The following is an 18,160-nucleotide window of genomic DNA, read 5'->3' as shown; positions in this document are numbered from 1 at the left end:
GGTAAACTCCCCCTCACTGGTTTTTTTATGCCTTGATATTTGCGATAAACATCGTCAGCATTTCTTTCAATGTTTTCTTGTACTGGTACTCATCCAAAATGGTCGCCTGCAGCGTCACACCATTAATCATGGCCCAGAAAATGTCTGCATATACGAAGGGATCAATGGCGGCATTTAATTCGCCAGTCTTTTGCCCCTCCTGGATGATGCCCGCAATAAGGGCAACAAAGAAATCTTTATACCGCTCGGTAAGTGTTTTTTTCAGTTCGGTTTTCCTTGAGGAATAGAGCCTGAACTCAAAATGCACGAGGGCAAGATCCTTGTTGTCTGCCTCATCCGGGTCATTGTCCATGTATGCTTCAATCAGGAAGTCCAGCTTTGCTAATGCAGTGTTCCGCAACGCAATTTCTTTTTTAAATTTGGTGCGGGAATCACTCGTCTGTCTTTCCATAAGTGCAAGGTAAATCTCGTCCTTGCTTTTGAAATAATTATAAATCGCCCCCTTGCTCATCCCTGAGTGGGATACGATATCATCAACTGTGGACGCTTCAAAGCCTTTTTTCGCAAAACAAACAAGGGCGCTCTGCAAGATTTCCTGCCGTTTCTTTTCCTTATATTCATCTGAAACAATTGGCGGCATGTTAACAACCTCTTTTTCTAAGACACTATTCTATTATTACTAAAGGCTCTTTTCCAATACTTTTTGCTTTTCTATATGCTTTTTTAAATCTCCACTTAAATGGTTTTTTAAAGAAGGCTTTGCAATAAAAGGCTGTTGATTTCCGTTCCAGGCGCTTCGCTTTCCTCGGGGCGTGCGGTGAGCCTCCTCGTCGCTTCACTCCTGCGGGGTCTCACCTGTCCCGCTTCATCCCGAAGGAGTCTGCGCGCCTTCCACTACAATCAACAGGATCTTAATTCAACATTGGTGAAACCAACAATCTTTGCGAAAACAGCCTTAATAAAAAACAGCAACATACGAAAATAGGCCTTTTATCAAGATGTGCCGATGGATTATTACAATTTATAAACCTTGCTATACTTTTCTTCAAGATAATTCACGAGATACTCAGCGTTGAGCTCTTCCCCGGTTGCCCTGACGATTAATTCATTCGGAGTATAAAGGCTGCCATGCTGATGGATATTTTCTTTCAGCCATTGCTGGATGACATGGAATTCTCCCTTCTCAATACTCTCGTAAAAGCCAGGGATTTCCTGCTGGATTTTATTCAGGATTTGTGCTGCATACAGGTTCCCCAGAGAATAGGATGGAAAATACCCAAAGCCGCCGAATGACCAATGTATATCCTGTAGGACGCCTTCACTGTCATTTTCCGGAGTGATGCCGAGGTATTCCTCCATCTTTCCATTCCAGATGGCTGGCAGGTCCTTCACTTCAATCTCTCCTGCAATCAATGCCTTCTCGATTTCATATCGCACCATAATATGCAGGTTGTAGGTGAGTTCATCTGCTTCCACGCGTATAAAAGAGGGCTCCACAGCATTTACCGCACGATAGAAATCATCCAGCTCGATCGCGTTAAGCTGCTCTGGAAAATGTTCCTTTAGTGCCGGGTAAAAATACTTCCAAAATTGCTCGCTTCTTCCAACCATATTTTCAAGAAAACGCGATTGGGATTCATGGATGCCGAAGGATGCTCCATCCTGGATTACCGTTCCTTCAAAATCCGGGCTGATATTCTGTTCATAAATACCATGACCTGCTTCATGAATCGTTCCAAAGATCGCGGAGCGCACATTATTTTCAAGGTATCTTGTCGTAATCCTCACATCGCCTGGATTGACTGTCTGTGCAAATGGATGAACGGTTTCATCAAGTCTTCCTGCCTCCATATCAAATCCAATCAAAGGGAGAATATAACGATTGAACTCCTTTTGCTTTTCAACCGGATATTTCTTATTAAATATTTCGACTGCCGGCTGGAAATCAGCTTTCTGGATTCTCTTAAGCAATTCTGTGCTGGATTTTCTCAACTGAAGAAATAACGGATCCAGCTTTTCCACAGTCAGACCTGGTTCGTATTCATTCAGAAGTGCATCATATGGATGTTTTTCATATCCATAAATTTCTGCTGCCTTCCTTTTGAACTCAACGATTTTTTCTAGATATGGCAGGAATTTTTGAAATTCACTGCTTCCCTTTGCTTCCTCCCAAGCATCATTTGCCTGTGAGGTCAGGATGGAAAACTCCTTGATCATATCGGCAGGAATACTTTTGGAACGGTCAAAAAAATCTTTTCGTTCGCGCACCTGTGCCTTAAGCGTTTCATCAAGATATTCTGCTGCTTCTGGAGCAGATAGTATGCTGAGCAATTCACCCATTTCTTCAGAAACTGACAGCTTGAATTCCTCCGTCCTCAATGTTCCGCTTGCTTTTGCAAATGCAGCTCTTCCCTTTTTAGGAGCAATGACCTTCTGGTCCCAGCCTAACAAACCTGAGATGCTCGAAAAGTGTGTTATTTTTTCGTCAAGTTCTTTGAATTTTTCTACAGCTGAAGCGATTCCTTGGTCAACAACTCTCTGTTTCATTAATAATCCCCCTATGGACTGATTTTCCTCTTATGTCCTGGTTGTCTTTTGTGTCTAAGTTACACAGTATACTCTATACTGCTCCAAAACCATCATCTGTAAATAAACTATCTAGTCGGTTTATTATAACTTATATTACGTTATTTTTTCAATTATCATAAAATTATTAAAAAACATTTCGAAAAAACCGCAACCTTTTTCCCATGTATAGCGTCAAACGTTAAATAAAGAAAAAATTACCAAAGGGGGATTTTATGAAAAAGATTATTCATATTCCGTTCTTATTTTTGACCTCTGCGGCAGGTCTGTTATTTTTTGTGTCATTTCCTAAGCTTTTTGATTTTCGTCCTGACGGGAGTGAGCACTTGGGTTTTAGGTTCCTGGATTTCCTCACAGCTTTTAAAGCTACTGCCCTCCAGCTTTCCAGCGGGCATAGCTGGCGATTCGTGGAGAGTTGGAACCAGGAGACAGTCATTGGCAGGTATACATATTCTGTGGAAATTATTTTAATCAGTCTGGTTTTCACTATTTTAATAGGAAGCTGTATTGCCTACATAATGATGAGCCTATCCTTTGAGAAACGGGCTAAGCTCAAGCATGTATTGAATTTCATTGAAGGCTTGCCGGATCTATTGGTCATCTTTGTCATTCAAATGTCGCTGTTTGCACTTTATCGGGAATATGGCATCCGGCTGGTTACAATGTACGGGCTTGCTGGAAAAGAACCTCTTATTTTCCCAATGATTATCAATTCATTGCTGCCTTCCTTGTTTTTCGCGCAATATTTTTTAAAAGCGATGGAGGACGAATATGAAAAACACTACATCCTATTGGGCCAGGCGAAAGGATTATCTAACTTGCAGCTCCTTTTCACCCATCTTACGAGGAATATCCTGCCTGTCATTTCGATTCACTTTAAAACAATCATTTTTATGATTACAACTAACCTTGTACTTGTTGAGCAAATGTTTGTATTAAATGGATACACAAAAGAGCTGTACGACTTGCTGACCAAAAATGCCGGCTCTCCCGCACAAATATTATTTTATGCGGGCATATTCCTGCTTCCTATCCTGCTGCTGGAACGCATCATCACCCTTTCTGGCAAAAAAATCGCTAGTACAAGGGGGGTAAATATATGAGAATTTGGAACACTGGTAAACTTTCATATTCAAAATCAGTCATTCTTGAATTTTTCAGATGGTTGAACCTTAACGAAATTACTGGTCACTTTCAGTCATCCGTCAAAAATATCAGACAGCGAAAATACAAGTCTGCTGGTACTGACCTGTTGAGACTTTTACAGGGTTCAGTTAAAGGATTACTGCTCATATTATTTGCGATTTTCAAATACATCAATAGTCTAAAACATAGGAATATGATAGTCGGCACTGCCGTTCTTTTCATTTTATTCGCAGTCAGCTGGAACACCGAGCTTGCACCGGAAAGCAATGAACCATTGATTTTTGATGAAAATGGAAAATTCGTCGCAGCCCCGCCTGCTCCGCCTTCGTTTGTCTTCCCGCTTGGTACTGATTTAGGTGCGAGGAGCATGGTCAATCTTGTTCTGTTTGGAGTGAAATATACTTTAGGAGCTGTTATCGGAATTACTTTGGCGCGGTTGATCATTGGAGGGCTGCTGGCGATGGTAACAGCTTTATGGCTGCCAGTTTTCAAACAATATTTCAGCGCTTTCTTCTGGCCCTTCAGGTACATTCCTGCATTGCTGGCAGGAATCATTTTAATGCTTCCAATTGCCGCTGTTCCGCAGGGGTATTCCGTAAAGGTCATTTTGGAGTACCAGCTGCTTATACTGATTTTAATCGGACTCCCTGGAGTTTTTTACTTTATCACCGATATGGCGGAAGAAATTAAAAAAGAGCCTTTTGTATTAAGTTCAAGCCTGATGGGAGGCGGAAAATTCCACATCTTAATCAGGCATGTATGGCCAAACATTAAATCACATTTTCTCCTGCTTACAACACAGCAAATGCTGCAGTTGCTGCAAATGCTCACCTTCATGGGAATCTTTGCAATCTATTTAGGCGGGCCCCATCCCACTGCAATTGTCGATCTGCCAAGGTTAATCTACAGGTCCATTTCTAATGAACTGGCAGGTATGGCCGGACAGAACTATTGGCTGATCAGGCGTGCTCCATGGATGGCATATAGTCCGCTCCTCATCATTACGTTAATCGCACTCATCATTAACTGGATGAAAAAAGGAATCGAGGATCAGATTGCAGGAGTCATTCCTGTTAAGAAAAAATCACTGCAGGAAGCAAGTGTGAGTATGGGCAGCACTTCATTAGTTAAGGAATCCAATAGTTTTGTTATAGTTGGAGCCCAAAAACAGCCTGATATTCATATTAAGGAACGTTTTTATATCAGTGATGGGATACGCAATCTTTTAATAAAGCTAAGAAGAAGTTTACTGCAACTCAAAGCTTACGAAGCAATCGAGAAATTCCTGCTGAAAACCGCTGCTAAAATTGGCGGGCTTCCAAATCCTGTCCTAACAGCCCTGCTGGCGCTGCCGTTCATCTTATGGGCAGGCCTGTATGGCTACGCTCAATACCAGGAGTATACAGGCAATTCAAGAGAAAGAGGTCATAAATCTGTCCAAGTTTCTGCAGGAGCAGCCAAAGAAACCTATCAATTGGATTATACAAATAAAAATATTATCCCAACAGATTACAAAGCATACATGACTTATAACGAAGCTGAGGGATCTTTGAATGGCTCCCTCAATGTGACAACAACCAATACCACCGGGAAAGAACAGGATAAACTGTATTTCCATCTATATCCAAACCAATTCCAGGAGCCGCTTGAGGGCATGGATTGGGAAATGATTCTCGGCCCTTCTCCTGAACCAGGCGGGATTGAAATCAGTGATTTATTTGTGAATGGTAAGAGAACCAAGTCTAAGGTGAACAAGACCATCCTTGAAATTGATATGGCTAATTGGACAGATAAGCAAAAAGCCGAGGTAGCATTTAAATTCCACTTAAAACTGCCTAAGAATTACAGTAATACCAGTCTCGATTATGCTGCGGTATGGCTTGGAAACTTTTTGCCTGCTCAGGCTGTCTATGATAAAAATGGCTGGAACCTTGATCCTGTCACACCATTCGGGCAGCCATTTTATCAGGAAATTGCAAATTATGATATTACACTGACAGCCCCGGCAAAATATGAAATCTTATCAAATGCCCCTGAACCTACAGCAATAATTGAAACTCAGGGTGACACTGTTAAGTATGCAGTAAAGCTTGAGAATGTAAGGGATCTGTCAATGGTCCTCCTTGATAAGCAATACTATTCAAGAGAAATTTTCATGAATGGTGACACAATGATCAATATGTGGTCACGTCTTAAGATCGATGACGTGGAAGCAGCACAGCGGAATAATATGGCTGCCGCACAATCCATGAAATATTTCGAGGAGTATTTTGGGACCTACCCATACAAAGAACTGGACATTATCAGGACTGCTGAAAGCAATCCACAAATGTCTTATCAGGGGATGATTTTTACTCCAGGTTATAATTTCACAAACCCCTTAGGAAGCATCAGTATGGCAGAAGGCGTTCTCCGCCAATGGCTGTCAGGTGCAGTAGGCAGCAACGGGTATAAGGAACCATGGGTAAACGAAGCTATTACAAGCTTTTTATTAAAAAAAGCCATGGTTGAAAGAGGGTACGGCTCAGGCAATTCCTCTGAGCAAATTTCCCAGATGCAAACAGAAATTGCCAGAGTCGAAGCCCAGGGACAATCACTCAGCAGCTCGCTTAAAGAATTTAAAGACATAAACGACTATTATGTCATGATTGGCGGAAAAGGCTCAGAAATGTACTTTGAACTAGAGAAGCTGATTGGTACAGGAAAAATCAAGCAAGCGCTAAAGACATACACTAAGGAGCATACCAATAGAAATGCTTCTGGCCATGACCTCATAAAAACCTTCGAGAATGCCGGGGGTGTGGAGGCTTCAGGGTATTTTGACAGCTGGCTTAAACCAAACACAAAGAAAAATAAGCAATAAACGAAAGCCCGGTCATTCATTGGCCGGGCTGTTTTTGACAGTTTTTTCGAGCATAGCAAAAAAGCCGGTCAGGGTTTGCTTTCCCTGTCCGGCTTGCTCTGTAAAAGCTTATTCAGCTGCTAGTTCACCTTCGCTTTTTTTCTGATCCTTTATCTCAGAAGTCAAAGCATCAATGCTGTGCCTAACATTCGCTTTTCCGGAGAAGTTTTCGATCAGGTCTTTTACATCAATCCCGGAAGATGCCTTCAATGATTCTTGAAGTGTCGCCATCAGGTTGGTAGCATAGCCAGTAACCTTGTTCGCACCGCCATTTGTATCGCTTCCACCAGTATCAACAACGGTAATCTTATCGATATTGCCCAGTGGTGCAGCAACTTGCTTCGCATATTCCGGAAGCATTTTAAGGATCATGTCAAGGATTGCCGCCTGGCCGAATTGCTCAAACGCTTCAGCAATTTTTTCTTTCGCTTCCGCTTCCGCCACACCCTTAAGACGGATGATTTCTGCTTCCGTTTCACCTTGCGCGCGTTCCGCTTCCGCTTTCGCGAGTCCATCCATGCGGACCTTTTCAGCTTCAGCACGAGCCATAGCTTCGATGCGGTACTTATTCGCATCCGCTTCGGCAATCTGCTTCGCCTTATCTGCAGCAGCTGATTGCTCTACAGCATAACGGTCGGCATCCGCCTTTTTCTTAACCTCTGAATCATACTGTCGCTCACGGCGAAGGATTTCTTTTTCCTCAAGCTCGATTTGCTTTTGGCGTTCAATGATTTTAACCTGCATTTCCTGCTCTGTAACCTCTTGCTGGGCGCGTGCTGTTTCAAGGTCGTACGCCTGGTCTGCACGTGCTTTGGCAATATCCTGCTCACGGCGGAATTCCGCCATCTTCAGGCCATTGATTTTTTCAGCTTCAGCGATTTCAGTCGCTCTTTCGAACTCGGCCTTTTTTGCTTCTTTATCGGCTTCGGCTTTCTTGATGCGAGTTTCTTTTTCCGCATCTGCCGTAGCAATATCGGCATCACGCTTTACCTGAGCGATTCTTGGCTTACCAAGTGAATCAAGATAGCCGTTCTTATCGCGAACATCTTTAATCGTAAAAGAGACGATGACCAGACCCATTTTAGCCAGGTCCTGGGAAGCGACCCGCTGTACTTCCTGGGAGAATTTATCACGGTTCTTGTAAATTTCCTCCACTGTCATCGAACCAAGGATCGAGCGGAGATGTCCCTCAAGAACTTCCTTTGCTTCATTTTCCCGGTCTTCCTTTGTCTTACCTAGAAACTGTTCTGCAGCTGTAGCGATTTCGCTGATCGACCCGCCAATTTTAATGATTGCTGTTCCGTCAGCCATGACTGGAACTCCCTGTTCCGTATACACTTCCGGAGTGGTCACTTCCAGCTTGCTGGATAACAGGCTCAGTGGACGGGACTGCTGGAATACTGGAAAAATAAATGTACCTCCGCCGCGGATGATTTTAATTTTGTTATTTGATTCATCCATGTGGACGTTCCGGCTGCCAAGAAAACTGCCTGTCACAATCAACGCTTCATCGGGTCCGGCCGTCTTGTATTTAGTGATAAAGACAGCAATCAGGGCAATGACCAAAAACACAACAAAACCGATTACGATAAACATCAAATCCATTCTTTCTTTCTCCCCCTAAATGAAATTCTCTAATTCTTCATAAACCTTCACCTGAAGCACACCCTTTTCAATATCAATGACAATGACTTTCTTGCCATAAGGGATTTCTGTCTTCGTGAAGCTAACAGCAGGCTTTGCAATCCTGCCGCTCACACTTTCAATCAGTACTTCCCCATACCCATCAACAGGCACAGCCGTGATGACGGTTCCAATGCGGCCCCGCAAATCACTTTCCTTGTAAACAAGTGTTTCTTCAGCGTTTGATAAAGGGACCAGCAGGAACACATTAAGTAAAGTTACAAGAATAATAGCGATAAGTGCAGAAAAACCAGCAATGATTAGGCTGTTGATTTCTGTAAATACCTCAGCCAGATAGCTGCTGGCTGAAAAAATGGCCGTGAAGGAAAAAATCAGTGTGGGATTGATAAAAGGAATGCCCTCCATCACCCCATCCAGAAAGTCCCCAAAAAATAAATAAAGGATTGTAATTGCTCCTGATATAACCAGACCATATAAATAAATCGTTTCTAGCGGCCAGCCGAATAGCTCCATCTTACTCACCCTTTTTCACTTTTCTTATGGCTCTGTTAAACAAGGCTGTTGATTTCCGTTCCAGGCGCTTCGCTTTCCGCGGGGCTGGCGCTGAGCCTCCTCGTCGCTTTGCTCCTGCGGGGTAAAATGGCCCCTTCTTTTCGGGCCATTTCTACCGGGGTCTCATCTGTCCAGCTGCGCCCGCAGGACATTGAATAGGCTTCTGCGCGTTTACCCACGCACGATGGAAATGCGGTAGCATTTTCGGAGGAGTCTTCGCGCCTTCCACTACAATCAACAGGGTTTAAAAATCTACAATCAGCTTTAACAGGGCCTTTTTTATGCTCAGGTGCTTCCGTATAACTCCCCCTCCTTTTTATAGGCTGTTGCTATGTAATACGATTTTACTGGTAAAAAGTTTCATTTTTAAAAATAATTGGAGAAATTTAATAAGCCCGTCACCATTGGGTAAAGGGCCATCCACATTATCATGCTCTTTTTTCAAGGTCTCTCGCTGTTTTACTTGTCTCTACTTCCTTTTCATTTTTAAAGGTTCCAAAAAGATAGTCAGCAAAAGGGGTACTGACACCATACCAATAGTTTTCATTTTTGTAATGATGAAGGATATGGACCTTTTTTACCCACTGGCCGAACCTGGTTTTGGGCTTTATAGGGCGGTGGGCAACATAGTGCTTCCATTCATAGATGAGCAGCATAGACATCAGCCCTGTGCCAAAAGCTGCTGTATAAGGCAAATCACCGGAAAAAAAGTAGAAAATGGCTGAAACAATCAGGAAGTTAGGAAGGCTGTACCACAAGGGAAGGAACAAAAGATGCAGGTCATTGGGATCGATGTGGTGGTCATAATGAATTCTTTTCATGAACTTAAGCAGGTAGGGGTTCCTGGGAGCTTTTACATGAAAAATGAATCGGTGGGTCAGATACTCACTTAATGCGAAAAACAGCATCCCGGCCAGCATTGATAAGAGCATATTATACGTAACACCGATCCACGACATGCTGATCAATCCAGCCGTAATTAGCAATATCAATATGCTTATATCAGGGAAGAAAAAGAAATCCCTATACTGTTTGTTCACTAAGATTCCTCCTTTAACTGGATAACTCTATTATATATTTTTCAGATTTTTCAATCAATAAAATTTAAGCCCGTGATAAAATTTATCACGGGCTTGATATTTTATCATTCCTTGACTATTTGCTCTTGAGCTTGGTTCGCCATACTGTACATCTTTTTGATTATCCTGATCTGTCCTCGGTGGTTTAGTTCGTCCTCGAACACATGAAACCATTTAAAATAGTTATTTGCCGGCTTATTCCACCACCAATTAGTCTGTTCAAATAGCCAGTCATCTCGCAATGTCCGGAACTTCTCATATGTATCCCTGCGAGCTGCTTCAAGGTCTTCCAGATAATGCTCCAGAGGAAATCCCTTAAAAGCTGTTCTTCCCTTCTCCCCAAGCTCCAGACCTGCCAATAAAGCTTCCTCTTCTTCCTCAGTAGGGTCACGCTGTTCAAAGGTAATGATCTGATAAATCCGTTCAACCGCTGCCATATGCGCCAGCAGCATGCCAATCGAATTCGCTTCTTCGTGGACCAAAAAATCAAGTTCTTCGATGGTAAGACCTTTGACAGCATCCAGCGTTGTCTCACGCGTATAATTCATCATTGAAACCAGCTGGCTTAAGGCAGGAGTGAAACCCTCCTTTTGGTCTATTAAGTAAATCGTTTCCCGATCAAAACTCATAGTTCTCCCTCTTTTCACTTTAAGAATAGAACTATAAGTATTCGCCACTATACAGAAATATCCTCTAAAAATTACCAAAACCATTCCCCTTTAACACAGTAAAGCGGTGGGGGTCAGACCCCCACCGCTTTACTGTGTTAAAGAAGATTATTGCGTTTAGATGGCTAGTTCTTCTGTTTTTGCGTCGTCATGGCCTTGTGGGGCGATGATTTCGTTATAGAAGGTTGCATTCGCTGTGCTGATATATGGGGTCAGCCAGAGAAAACCGATTCCGAGTGTGAAGACTGCAATGAATACCCATCCGATGAAGCTCAGGTTCATCAGGAAATACTTCCATTTGTACCCTTTCATTCTTTTCCTGCTTTCAGTGATTGCTTCAAGTGCGGAGAATTCTGGATTGTCCTTCAGCAGGAAGAAGGTCTGTGAATAGGCAATGCCTTTTATAATTCCAGGTATGATTAATAATAATGACCACAGCATTGTAAAGATGCCTATTAAAATGGATGTGCCGATTGCTTTTAAAGCCATCTCCCATTCCTTATAGATGCCAAACACCTGTGAAATTTTTGGATCGTTCCACCTTGCAACAGTCAAGTAGAACCAGTAGCTTGCCACTGACAGTGGTATGAATAGGAAAGAGAAAAACAAGCTTACTAGATTCCCGGCCGCTGAAGGTTCAGTCTGGTCCACCCATGCGGAGAACCCGCCGCTTATGATGATTTCCGCTAAAACAGGTACAAATGAGGTAACCAGGAATACTGTAAAAGTCAGAAGGACAGCTGTTCCCCATTTCCCCTTCAATGATGCAAGAGCTTTCTTTTTAATTTGCGAAATACCAATATCCACTTACATTCCCCCTAAATTAGTTTGATATATGCCGTCTCCTCCAACTTCCAAGCGATACACCATTATATTTTGTAAAATAATAACAAATACATGTAATATCATGAAACTGCACCTACAGATAACCTAAAATCATTGACCCAACTAATGAAGTCTTTCGCCATTAGCGGCTTTGAATAATAATAGCCCTGGATAATTGGATTTTCTGCATTGGTTACCAGGAATTTGACTTGCTCCTCTGATTCCACCCCTTCTATAACCACTTTCAATTTCAAGGAGTGACCGAGGCTGATGATTGCCTTTATGATCGCAGAATCCTTATCCGACCTCGGAACATCATCGACAAATGATTTATCGATTTTCAAAGTAGAAATTGGCAGCCGCTTCAGATAGGATAAGGATGAAACTCCCGTCCCGAAATCATCGAGAGCTACTGAAAAACCGTATTCTTTAAATTCACCCACTGCCCTAATGGCATGCTCAATATGGTCGATTACGCTTGTTTCGGTAATTTCCAGCTCAAGGAACCTGCTTTCAATCCGGTATTCGGATACACTTTCCTTCAAAATTGCCATTAGCTTTGGCGAAGTAAAATACGTGCCAGGAATATTGATGGCCACCTTGAATCCCTCAACGCCTTCCGCATCCCATGCTGAAATTTGTTTGCATACGTGCCTGATAATCCAATCTGTCACTTCATGCATTTTGCCATTTTCCTCAAGAATGGGTATGAACACTCCTGGTGAAACCAGGCCATGAAGCGGATGATTCCAGCGCAACAGAGCTTCCACTCCGAATATTTCCTTTGTGTTTGAACAGATCTTCGGCTGATAGACGACGAATAATTCATTCTCAATTATCGCGCGGTCGATATCCTGAACCAGATGCTTTTCGAATGTATATGTATGGACCTCGGGATTATACTCAATGACCTCATGTTTATAGGAAATTGAAGAATGGTGCAATACAGCCATAATATTTGAGAACAAGTCAGTATCTTCAATAGCTGAAGACGAAGTAAGTGCACAGGCTAGATCCACGACAATCTTCTTCTCCTGGATGACCAAAGATTTTTTTAAGACCGAGGCAGCCCTCTCCATCGAAACCTTCAATTTATCATAGTCTCTTCCATCACCTACGGCAATCCCAAAACGGTTGCCTTCAATGCGGTATACCATTGCAGAGCCTGGCTTTAACTGCATGATTATGTCACTGACACATTTTATGATTTCATCGCCAAATTCATATCCATAACGGCTGTTCCATTTTTCCAGCCCATGCAGGTGGATGACTGCCAATCCTTGTGGTGCCACTGAACGGAGTTTTTTTTCAAATTGCCTTCGGTTCGGCAATCCAGTCAATGCATCAAAATTGTTTAAGCGAAAATCCACATACCGGTCAAGCAGACTGGAGAAACCGGAAAGTCCTAAAATCACGGCAATCCCTAATGCTACAGCTATACCCAGTAAATGCATATTCACTTGGTGGCTTTGGTGAGTAAAATGCTCCACTGATGAATCGCGATAGAATATTACTGCCTTCATCCCCGTATAATGCATGCTTGCGACTGCAATCCCCATCATCAGGGATGTGATGGATTTTACGATGAAGTTATTCATAAATTTTTGCAGGCTTGTGAAGATGTATAAAGCAGTGAATGAAACAATGATCGCAATTAAAATTGAAAGAATAAAAATCCATGGCCTGTATGCATATTCCGCCTCCATTTCCATAGCGGCCATACCGATATAATGCATCGCGGCAATCCCTATCCCCATCGTCAATCCGGCAAGCACCTGCGGCCATCGATTAAGATACAAACGGTTAGAGAAATAAAAAGCCAGATAGGAAGCCAATACAGCAGGTATGATCGATATGATTGTCAACAGCGGACTGTAATTCATTGTAACTGGAAGCATAAAGGCACTCATACCGATAAAATGCATTGCCCAGATGCCTAACCCCATTGCAGCCGAGGCTAAAGCAAGCCAAAAATTACGGCTAAAAAAACTGTTCTGGCTGATCCTTTCATTCATTGAAAGTGCAGTATATGATGCCATGCAGGCAATCAAGATCGATAAGACAACAATTGGCGGTGAATATTCACCCTGTAAAATGATAATATCATTGGATTCTGGCATCGAGAACATAGCTGGATAACATCCTTTTCAGCAAATTTCTTGTTGTAGTCAATATGGTATATATCGTCCTTCGGATGCGAATGTGAATGCAAAAATAAAAAAAACGCTGCAAATAGCAGCGTTCGGTTGATTGATCATTCTTCGCCCGATTCCTTGCTTACAGCCTTCTCGAGCCTTCGGAAGCGCCGCAAATCAGCTGGCCTGATAGGAAGCGGCTCCTTTTTAAGCAGCTTTAGGATAGCAGCGACCAATAAGAGCAAAAGGACAGTAAACGGAAGCGCAGCAATCAGCGAAGCGGTTTGCAATGCCTCCAGTCCTCCAGCATATAGAAGGACTGCCGAAATTGCAGCCATTAATGCTCCCCAGACAATTTTGGCAAATAACGGCGGATTCAGGCTGCCAGACGTTGTCATGCTTGCGAGTATATACGTTGCCGAGTCAGCCGATGTTACCAGGAATGTGAAAATCAAAATAATAGAGAGGACTGACAGTACCGTGGTCATTGGCAAAAACTCAAAGGTTTTGAACAAAGCAGAGGTTAAGTCAGCGTTGACCGCAGCAGCGATTCCTGTATTGTGATTTAGGTCATTCCATAGGGCTGTCCCCCCAAAAGCGGCTATCCAAAGACATGCAATTAATGGCGGAATGACCATTACACCAAAGATAAACTCCCTGATTGTTCTGCCTCTGGAAACACGTGCGACGAAAGCCCCGACGAACGGTGACCATGCAATTGCCCAGGCCCAATAAAAAATCGTCCAATCCCTTGTCCAAGTTCCCTGCTGGTATGGCTGGAGACGAAGACTGTACTGAATAAAATTAGCAAAGTAATCTCCAATAGCCAATGTGAAGCTTTCTAAGATAAATACAGTTGGCCCGGCGATCAGGACAAACAGCAGCAAGACAATTGCGATACCAAGATTGAGATTACTCAGCATAGCGATGCCCTTTTCAAGTCCTGTTGAAGAGGAAATCATATAAGCGGCAAACATCACTATAATAATGACCATTTGAATTCCAATAGAATTTTCAGTGTGGAATACTGCATTCAGCCCTCCATTCATCTGAAGGACTCCAAGCCCGATTGAAGTGGCAATTCCCATAACCGTTGCTACGACAGCAAGTGTATCGATAACATTTTTCACAGCGGGTTTGCTTCCTGTGACCGGTTCGAGAGCCGTGGACACCAACCCATTCTTTTTCTTTCTGAACTGAAGAAAGCCGATCACCAGACCTACAATTGCAAATACAGACCACTGGCTGACCCCCCAGTGAAAAAATGAATAGCCCATTGCTACCCTGGCAGCATTTCTAGTTTCACCTTCAACAGAAGAAAAGGGAGTATTAAAGAAATGACTCATTGGCTCGGCAATTCCCCAGAATACCAAACCTGCCCCGAAACCAGCAGAAAAAAGCATCCCAATCCATGTGAAGAAAGAAAATTGCGGCTTTTCTCCTTCTTCACCGAGTCGGATTGCCCCATATTTGCTGATGGCAAGCCCAATCAAAAACACAACTAAAATAAAGACACCCAATAAATAAAACCATCCAAAATTAATCGTAGTGAAATCAAACAGTTTCCCAGCCACCGCACCAAATCTCTTTGGCATTATTGCCCCCAGCAATACGAACAGCAAAATGAGTGCAGCTGATGTTGTAAATACAAAGTTAGTAAGAATTCTCTTAATCATGCAGCCTCCTGATATTTATAATTTCTGAATAATGTTGTCACCTATATTAATTCCCGGGAAATATACTTAAACCTTATGTAATAGCAAATTAAAAACATACCAAACGGGCCACAACATTATTCTGCAAATACTTTCCCTTATTTATCCATTAAGAAACCTGATTCCTCATGAGAAAACAGCCTTGTTTTTTTTAAAAAAAGCTCTGTTAAACCAGGCTGTTGATTTTCGTTCCAGGCGCTTCGCTTTGCTCGGGGCGCTGAGCCTCCTCGTCGCTTTGCTTCTGCAGGGTCTCAGCTGCCGCTTCATCCCGAAGGAGTCTGTGCACCTTCCACTTTAACAGAGCCTAAAAAAATGAGCGCTTTGCAGTCTAAGCGCCCACATTTTTAAAACGTCTTGCTTAAAAACTCTTTTGTACGCACTTCTTCAGGGTTTTCAAATATTTTATCGGGATGGCCAACTTCAACAATGCGGCCTTCATGCATGTATACAACCCAGTCTGCGACCTCTCGGGCAAAGCCCATTTCATGGGTCACAACCACCATTGTCATCCCTTCTTCGGCAAGCTCCATCATAGTCGCAAGCACTTCGCCAACAAGTTCCGGATCCAGGGCAGAAGTCGGTTCATCAAACAGCATGATGTCCGGTTTCATGGCAAGCGCCCTTGCAATGGCCACCCGCTGCTTTTGCCCTCCGGAAAGCCTTGACGGGTAGGCTGTTTCTTTATCAGCCAGGCCAACTTTCTTAAGCAATTCCCGTGCTTCTTTGATGGCCTGCTCCTTTGAGATTCCTTTTACATGAACAGGTGCCTCGATGATATTTTCGATAACTGTTTTATGAGGAAATAAATTAAAGTGCTGAAATACCATGCCAATATTTTGGCGCACCTTGTTTAGATCATGTGAATCAGCATTAATTTCTTCATCACCAATGAAAATCCCCCCGCTATCCTTAAGTTCCAGGAAGTTCAGACAGCGCAGCAGCGTACTTTTACCCGAACCGCTGGCACCGATCAGGCAGACTACATCACTTTCTTTCACAGTAAGGTCTATATCCTTCAAAACATGAAGCTCTCCAAAGGATTTATTCAGCTTATTAACTTTAATCATATCTTTTCCATCCAAAGTAAATCCCCCTTAATCACTAACCGAAAGTTTCTTCTCCAGCAGCCCAACCAATGCTGATATCAAGTAGACAAGGAATAAATAGTAGACCGCAACAATAAGCAGATAGGTCATATTATCAAAATCGTTGGCTCCTTTTGTGGTGGCTACATTGAATAATTCGTACATGCCAATGAAGGCAGCGAGAGAAGAATCCTTTAATCCAATGATGAACTGATTCCCTAGAGGAGGGAGAGCCCTGCGGAACGCCTGGGGAAGGATAATCCGTCTCATGGTCAGATTCGTGCTCATGCCAAGGGAACGGCCTGCCTCCATCTGGCCTTTGTCAATCGATTGAATGGTCCCGCGGAAAATTTCGGCAATATAAGCACCATTATGGAAAGCAAGTGCCAGTCCTACAGACCAAAAAGCAGAGATATTCAAATCAATCAGCCCGAAATAAAAAACGAAGATCTGGACAATTAAAGGTGTTCCTCTTACAAGATAGATATATGTATTAGCCAACCATTCCAAAAGCTTGATACCAGATATTTTCAGGAAAGCGAATAACAATCCTATGAATATAGCAATTAAAATTGATACAGCAGTAACCTCAAGCGTCAGCAGCATCCCTTTTAAGAAAATATCGTATGTATCAAAAAAGACTTCGACCACATGCGATAGACTCGGCAAAATCCATTCAGCTCCTTTAGCATTGTTTTTATGTCACCATGTTATTAAGAAGAAACGAATGTACTGATATCAGCACATTCGTTCTTGAAAATGCTTATTGCCCCGGATCAGCTGTGATATCTTCTCCGAAGTACTTTTCACTGATTTCCTTCAAGGTGCCATTTTCTCTTAATGTATCAAGAGCTTCGTTAATTTTCTTTAGCAGCTCCTCATTTTCTTTTGCGACAGCAATCGCCTGCTCACTGCGGCCCAACAGCTCTTTTCCTTCAATTTTCAGCTTTGCGCCAATCGCTTCTTTTCCTGTAATAAAGTCCGTTATAACAGCGTCATGGCGTCCGTTGGCCAATGCTTCCAAAGCAGTTACGTCACTGTCATAAAGCACAATATTATCTGTTACTTCTTCAGCAGTATCCGCATATGTAGAACCTTTTGAAACAGCAATTTCCTTACCGTCCAAATCCTTGAGTGTTTGAGCGGAGCTGTCTGGCCTTACAAAAATCTGAGGACCTGAATAGTAATATGGTGTGGAAAAATCTACATGCTTTAAGCGATCTTCATTAATCGTATGGCTGGCAACTGCCGCATCAAAGCGCCCGGTCTTAACACCCTCTACGATACTCGCAAACTTGAATTTTTTCTGACTGGGTTCAAGTCCAAGCTCCTTTGCCACCGCTTCGGCAACATCAATGTCAAAACCTGTCATTTTGCCTTCTCCATTTGTTACACTGAAGGGTTTAAATTCACCAGAAGCTGCGAATGTGAATTTACCATTCTCAGCAAGTTTCATCCCTTCTTCTCCAGAAGCCTTTTCTTTTCCACCGCATCCTGCAAGCAGACTGACAAGCGTAAGCAGCAGAACGATTGTTGATAATAATTTCTTCACTTTTTGAAATTCCCCCTTAGTAATTTTATGTATATATACCCTTATTATCGTAACAATTTTGTAATATTTCTTCAAAACGCGAATTATCTGATAATTCAAGATATCCAGGGAAATACTCTGCTCTCGTCTATTGAGCTGACTGAGCCTCTCTATTGCATCTATATCCTTTCATATGCTTCTGTTTCTTCAACCCTCGACTAAAATCCCTAAATTACTGCAGCTATAAAAAAAACCAAAGTCTCCCTCATTGGGGAACTTTGGTTTCAACTAA

14 protein-coding genes are annotated in these 18,160 nt (G+C 42.6%); 2 read left to right on the top strand and 12 right to left on the bottom strand.

The annotated features are described in order from the left end of the window. Positions 1-25: 25 nt before the first annotated feature. Both AC3EBE_RS22260 and AC3EBE_RS22255 read right to left on the bottom strand, forming a co-directional pair. Positions 26-640: a TetR/AcrR family transcriptional regulator gene (locus tag AC3EBE_RS22260; protein ID WP_488597208.1), complete on the bottom strand. Its 615-nt coding sequence runs from the start codon at positions 638-640 to the stop codon at positions 26-28. A gap of 374 nt (positions 641-1,014) precedes the next feature. Then, positions 1,015-2,547 (bottom strand): carboxypeptidase M32, encoded by a 1,533-nt coding sequence (locus AC3EBE_RS22255; protein WP_488597207.1) that lies wholly within the window; start codon positions 2,545-2,547, stop codon positions 1,015-1,017. A 254-nt stretch (positions 2,548-2,801) separates the two neighbouring features. On the opposite strand from AC3EBE_RS22255, the gene AC3EBE_RS22250 reads away from it, so the two are divergent. Both AC3EBE_RS22250 and AC3EBE_RS22245 read left to right on the top strand, forming a co-directional pair. Next, a complete protein-coding gene (locus tag AC3EBE_RS22250) occupies positions 2,802-3,689 on the top strand; it encodes an ABC transporter permease subunit (protein WP_488597206.1) in 888 nt (295 codons plus the stop codon). Beyond that, positions 3,686-6,595, top strand: a complete 2,910-nt coding sequence (locus AC3EBE_RS22245; protein ID WP_488597205.1) for a M1 family aminopeptidase — start codon at positions 3,686-3,688, stop codon at positions 6,593-6,595. The genes AC3EBE_RS22250 and AC3EBE_RS22245 overlap by 4 nt, the downstream gene beginning before the upstream one ends. A gap of 108 nt (positions 6,596-6,703) precedes the next feature. On the opposite strand, the gene floT is transcribed toward AC3EBE_RS22245, so the two are convergent. From floT to AC3EBE_RS22195, 10 genes are all read right to left on the bottom strand, one after another. After that, the gene (gene floT, locus AC3EBE_RS22240) at positions 6,704-8,239 is read right to left on the bottom strand and encodes a flotillin lipid rafts scaffold protein FloT (RefSeq protein ID WP_488597204.1); all 1,536 of its coding nucleotides are present in this window, start codon (positions 8,237-8,239) and stop codon (positions 6,704-6,706) included. A gap of 15 nt (positions 8,240-8,254) precedes the next feature. Continuing rightward, complete coding sequence (locus AC3EBE_RS22235; RefSeq protein WP_488597203.1) at positions 8,255-8,791, bottom strand: NfeD family protein; 537 nt, start codon at positions 8,789-8,791, stop codon at positions 8,255-8,257. Positions 8,792-9,258: 467 nt separating this feature from the next. After that, positions 9,259-9,870: a sterol desaturase family protein gene (locus tag AC3EBE_RS22230; protein ID WP_488597202.1), complete on the bottom strand. Its 612-nt coding sequence runs from the start codon at positions 9,868-9,870 to the stop codon at positions 9,259-9,261. 104 nt (positions 9,871-9,974) lie between these two features. Then, positions 9,975-10,538, bottom strand: coding sequence for a DinB family protein (locus AC3EBE_RS22225; RefSeq protein WP_488597201.1), 564 nt, complete (start codon positions 10,536-10,538; stop codon positions 9,975-9,977). 156 nt (positions 10,539-10,694) lie between these two features. Next, entirely contained in the window at positions 10,695-11,384 is a 690-nt protein-coding gene (locus AC3EBE_RS22220; RefSeq protein WP_488597200.1) for a DUF975 family protein, read from the bottom strand. A 98-nt stretch (positions 11,385-11,482) separates the two neighbouring features. Then, complete coding sequence (locus tag AC3EBE_RS22215; protein WP_488597199.1) at positions 11,483-13,531, bottom strand: putative bifunctional diguanylate cyclase/phosphodiesterase; 2,049 nt, start codon at positions 13,529-13,531, stop codon at positions 11,483-11,485. A gap of 125 nt (positions 13,532-13,656) precedes the next feature. Beyond that, complete coding sequence (locus tag AC3EBE_RS22210; protein ID WP_488597198.1) at positions 13,657-15,213, bottom strand: BCCT family transporter; 1,557 nt, start codon at positions 15,211-15,213, stop codon at positions 13,657-13,659. A 383-nt stretch (positions 15,214-15,596) separates the two neighbouring features. After that, positions 15,597-16,319 carry an amino acid ABC transporter ATP-binding protein gene (locus tag AC3EBE_RS22205; RefSeq protein ID WP_488597237.1) on the bottom strand — a complete coding sequence of 241 codons (723 nt, stop codon included), beginning with the start codon at positions 16,317-16,319 and terminating at the stop codon, positions 15,597-15,599. A gap of 27 nt (positions 16,320-16,346) precedes the next feature. Then, the gene (locus AC3EBE_RS22200) at positions 16,347-17,006 is read right to left on the bottom strand and encodes an amino acid ABC transporter permease (RefSeq protein ID WP_488597197.1); all 660 of its coding nucleotides are present in this window, start codon (positions 17,004-17,006) and stop codon (positions 16,347-16,349) included. Between the two features lie 94 nt (positions 17,007-17,100). After that, on the bottom strand, positions 17,101-17,889 hold the full coding sequence (locus AC3EBE_RS22195; RefSeq protein WP_488597196.1) for a transporter substrate-binding domain-containing protein: 789 nt from the start codon (positions 17,887-17,889) through the stop codon (positions 17,101-17,103). Positions 17,890-18,160: the final 271 nt, after the last annotated feature.

It is taken from the genome of Mesobacillus sp. (assembly GCF_057785455.1).
Note: the sequence above shows the minus strand (reverse complement) of the source record. Positions and strands in the feature narration are given on the sequence as shown.

What these genes read in the sequence shown, in the direction of transcription:
- floT (WP_488597204.1), bottom strand. Translation starts at nt 8,239, where the DNA reads ATGGATTTGATGTTTATCGTAATCGGTTTTGTTGTGTTTTTGGTCATT.
- AC3EBE_RS22225 (WP_488597201.1), bottom strand. Translation starts at nt 10,538, where the DNA reads ATGAGTTTTGATCGGGAAACGATTTACTTAATAGACCAAAAGGAGGGT.
- AC3EBE_RS22255 (WP_488597207.1), bottom strand. Translation starts at nt 2,547, where the DNA reads ATGAAACAGAGAGTTGTTGACCAAGGAATCGCTTCAGCTGTAGAAAAA.
- AC3EBE_RS22245 (WP_488597205.1), top strand. Translation starts at nt 3,686, where the DNA reads ATGAGAATTTGGAACACTGGTAAACTTTCATATTCAAAATCAGTCATT.
- AC3EBE_RS22235 (WP_488597203.1), bottom strand. Translation starts at nt 8,791, where the DNA reads ATGGAGCTATTCGGCTGGCCGCTAGAAACGATTTATTTATATGGTCTG.
- AC3EBE_RS22205 (WP_488597237.1), bottom strand. Translation starts at nt 16,319, where the DNA reads ATGATTAAAGTTAATAAGCTGAATAAATCCTTTGGAGAGCTTCATGTT.
- AC3EBE_RS22260 (WP_488597208.1), bottom strand. Translation starts at nt 640, where the DNA reads ATGCCGCCAATTGTTTCAGATGAATATAAGGAAAAGAAACGGCAGGAA.
- AC3EBE_RS22215 (WP_488597199.1), bottom strand. Translation starts at nt 13,531, where the DNA reads ATGTTCTCGATGCCAGAATCCAATGATATTATCATTTTACAGGGTGAA.
- AC3EBE_RS22250 (WP_488597206.1), top strand. Translation starts at nt 2,802, where the DNA reads ATGAAAAAGATTATTCATATTCCGTTCTTATTTTTGACCTCTGCGGCA.
- AC3EBE_RS22210 (WP_488597198.1), bottom strand. Translation starts at nt 15,213, where the DNA reads ATGATTAAGAGAATTCTTACTAACTTTGTATTTACAACATCAGCTGCA.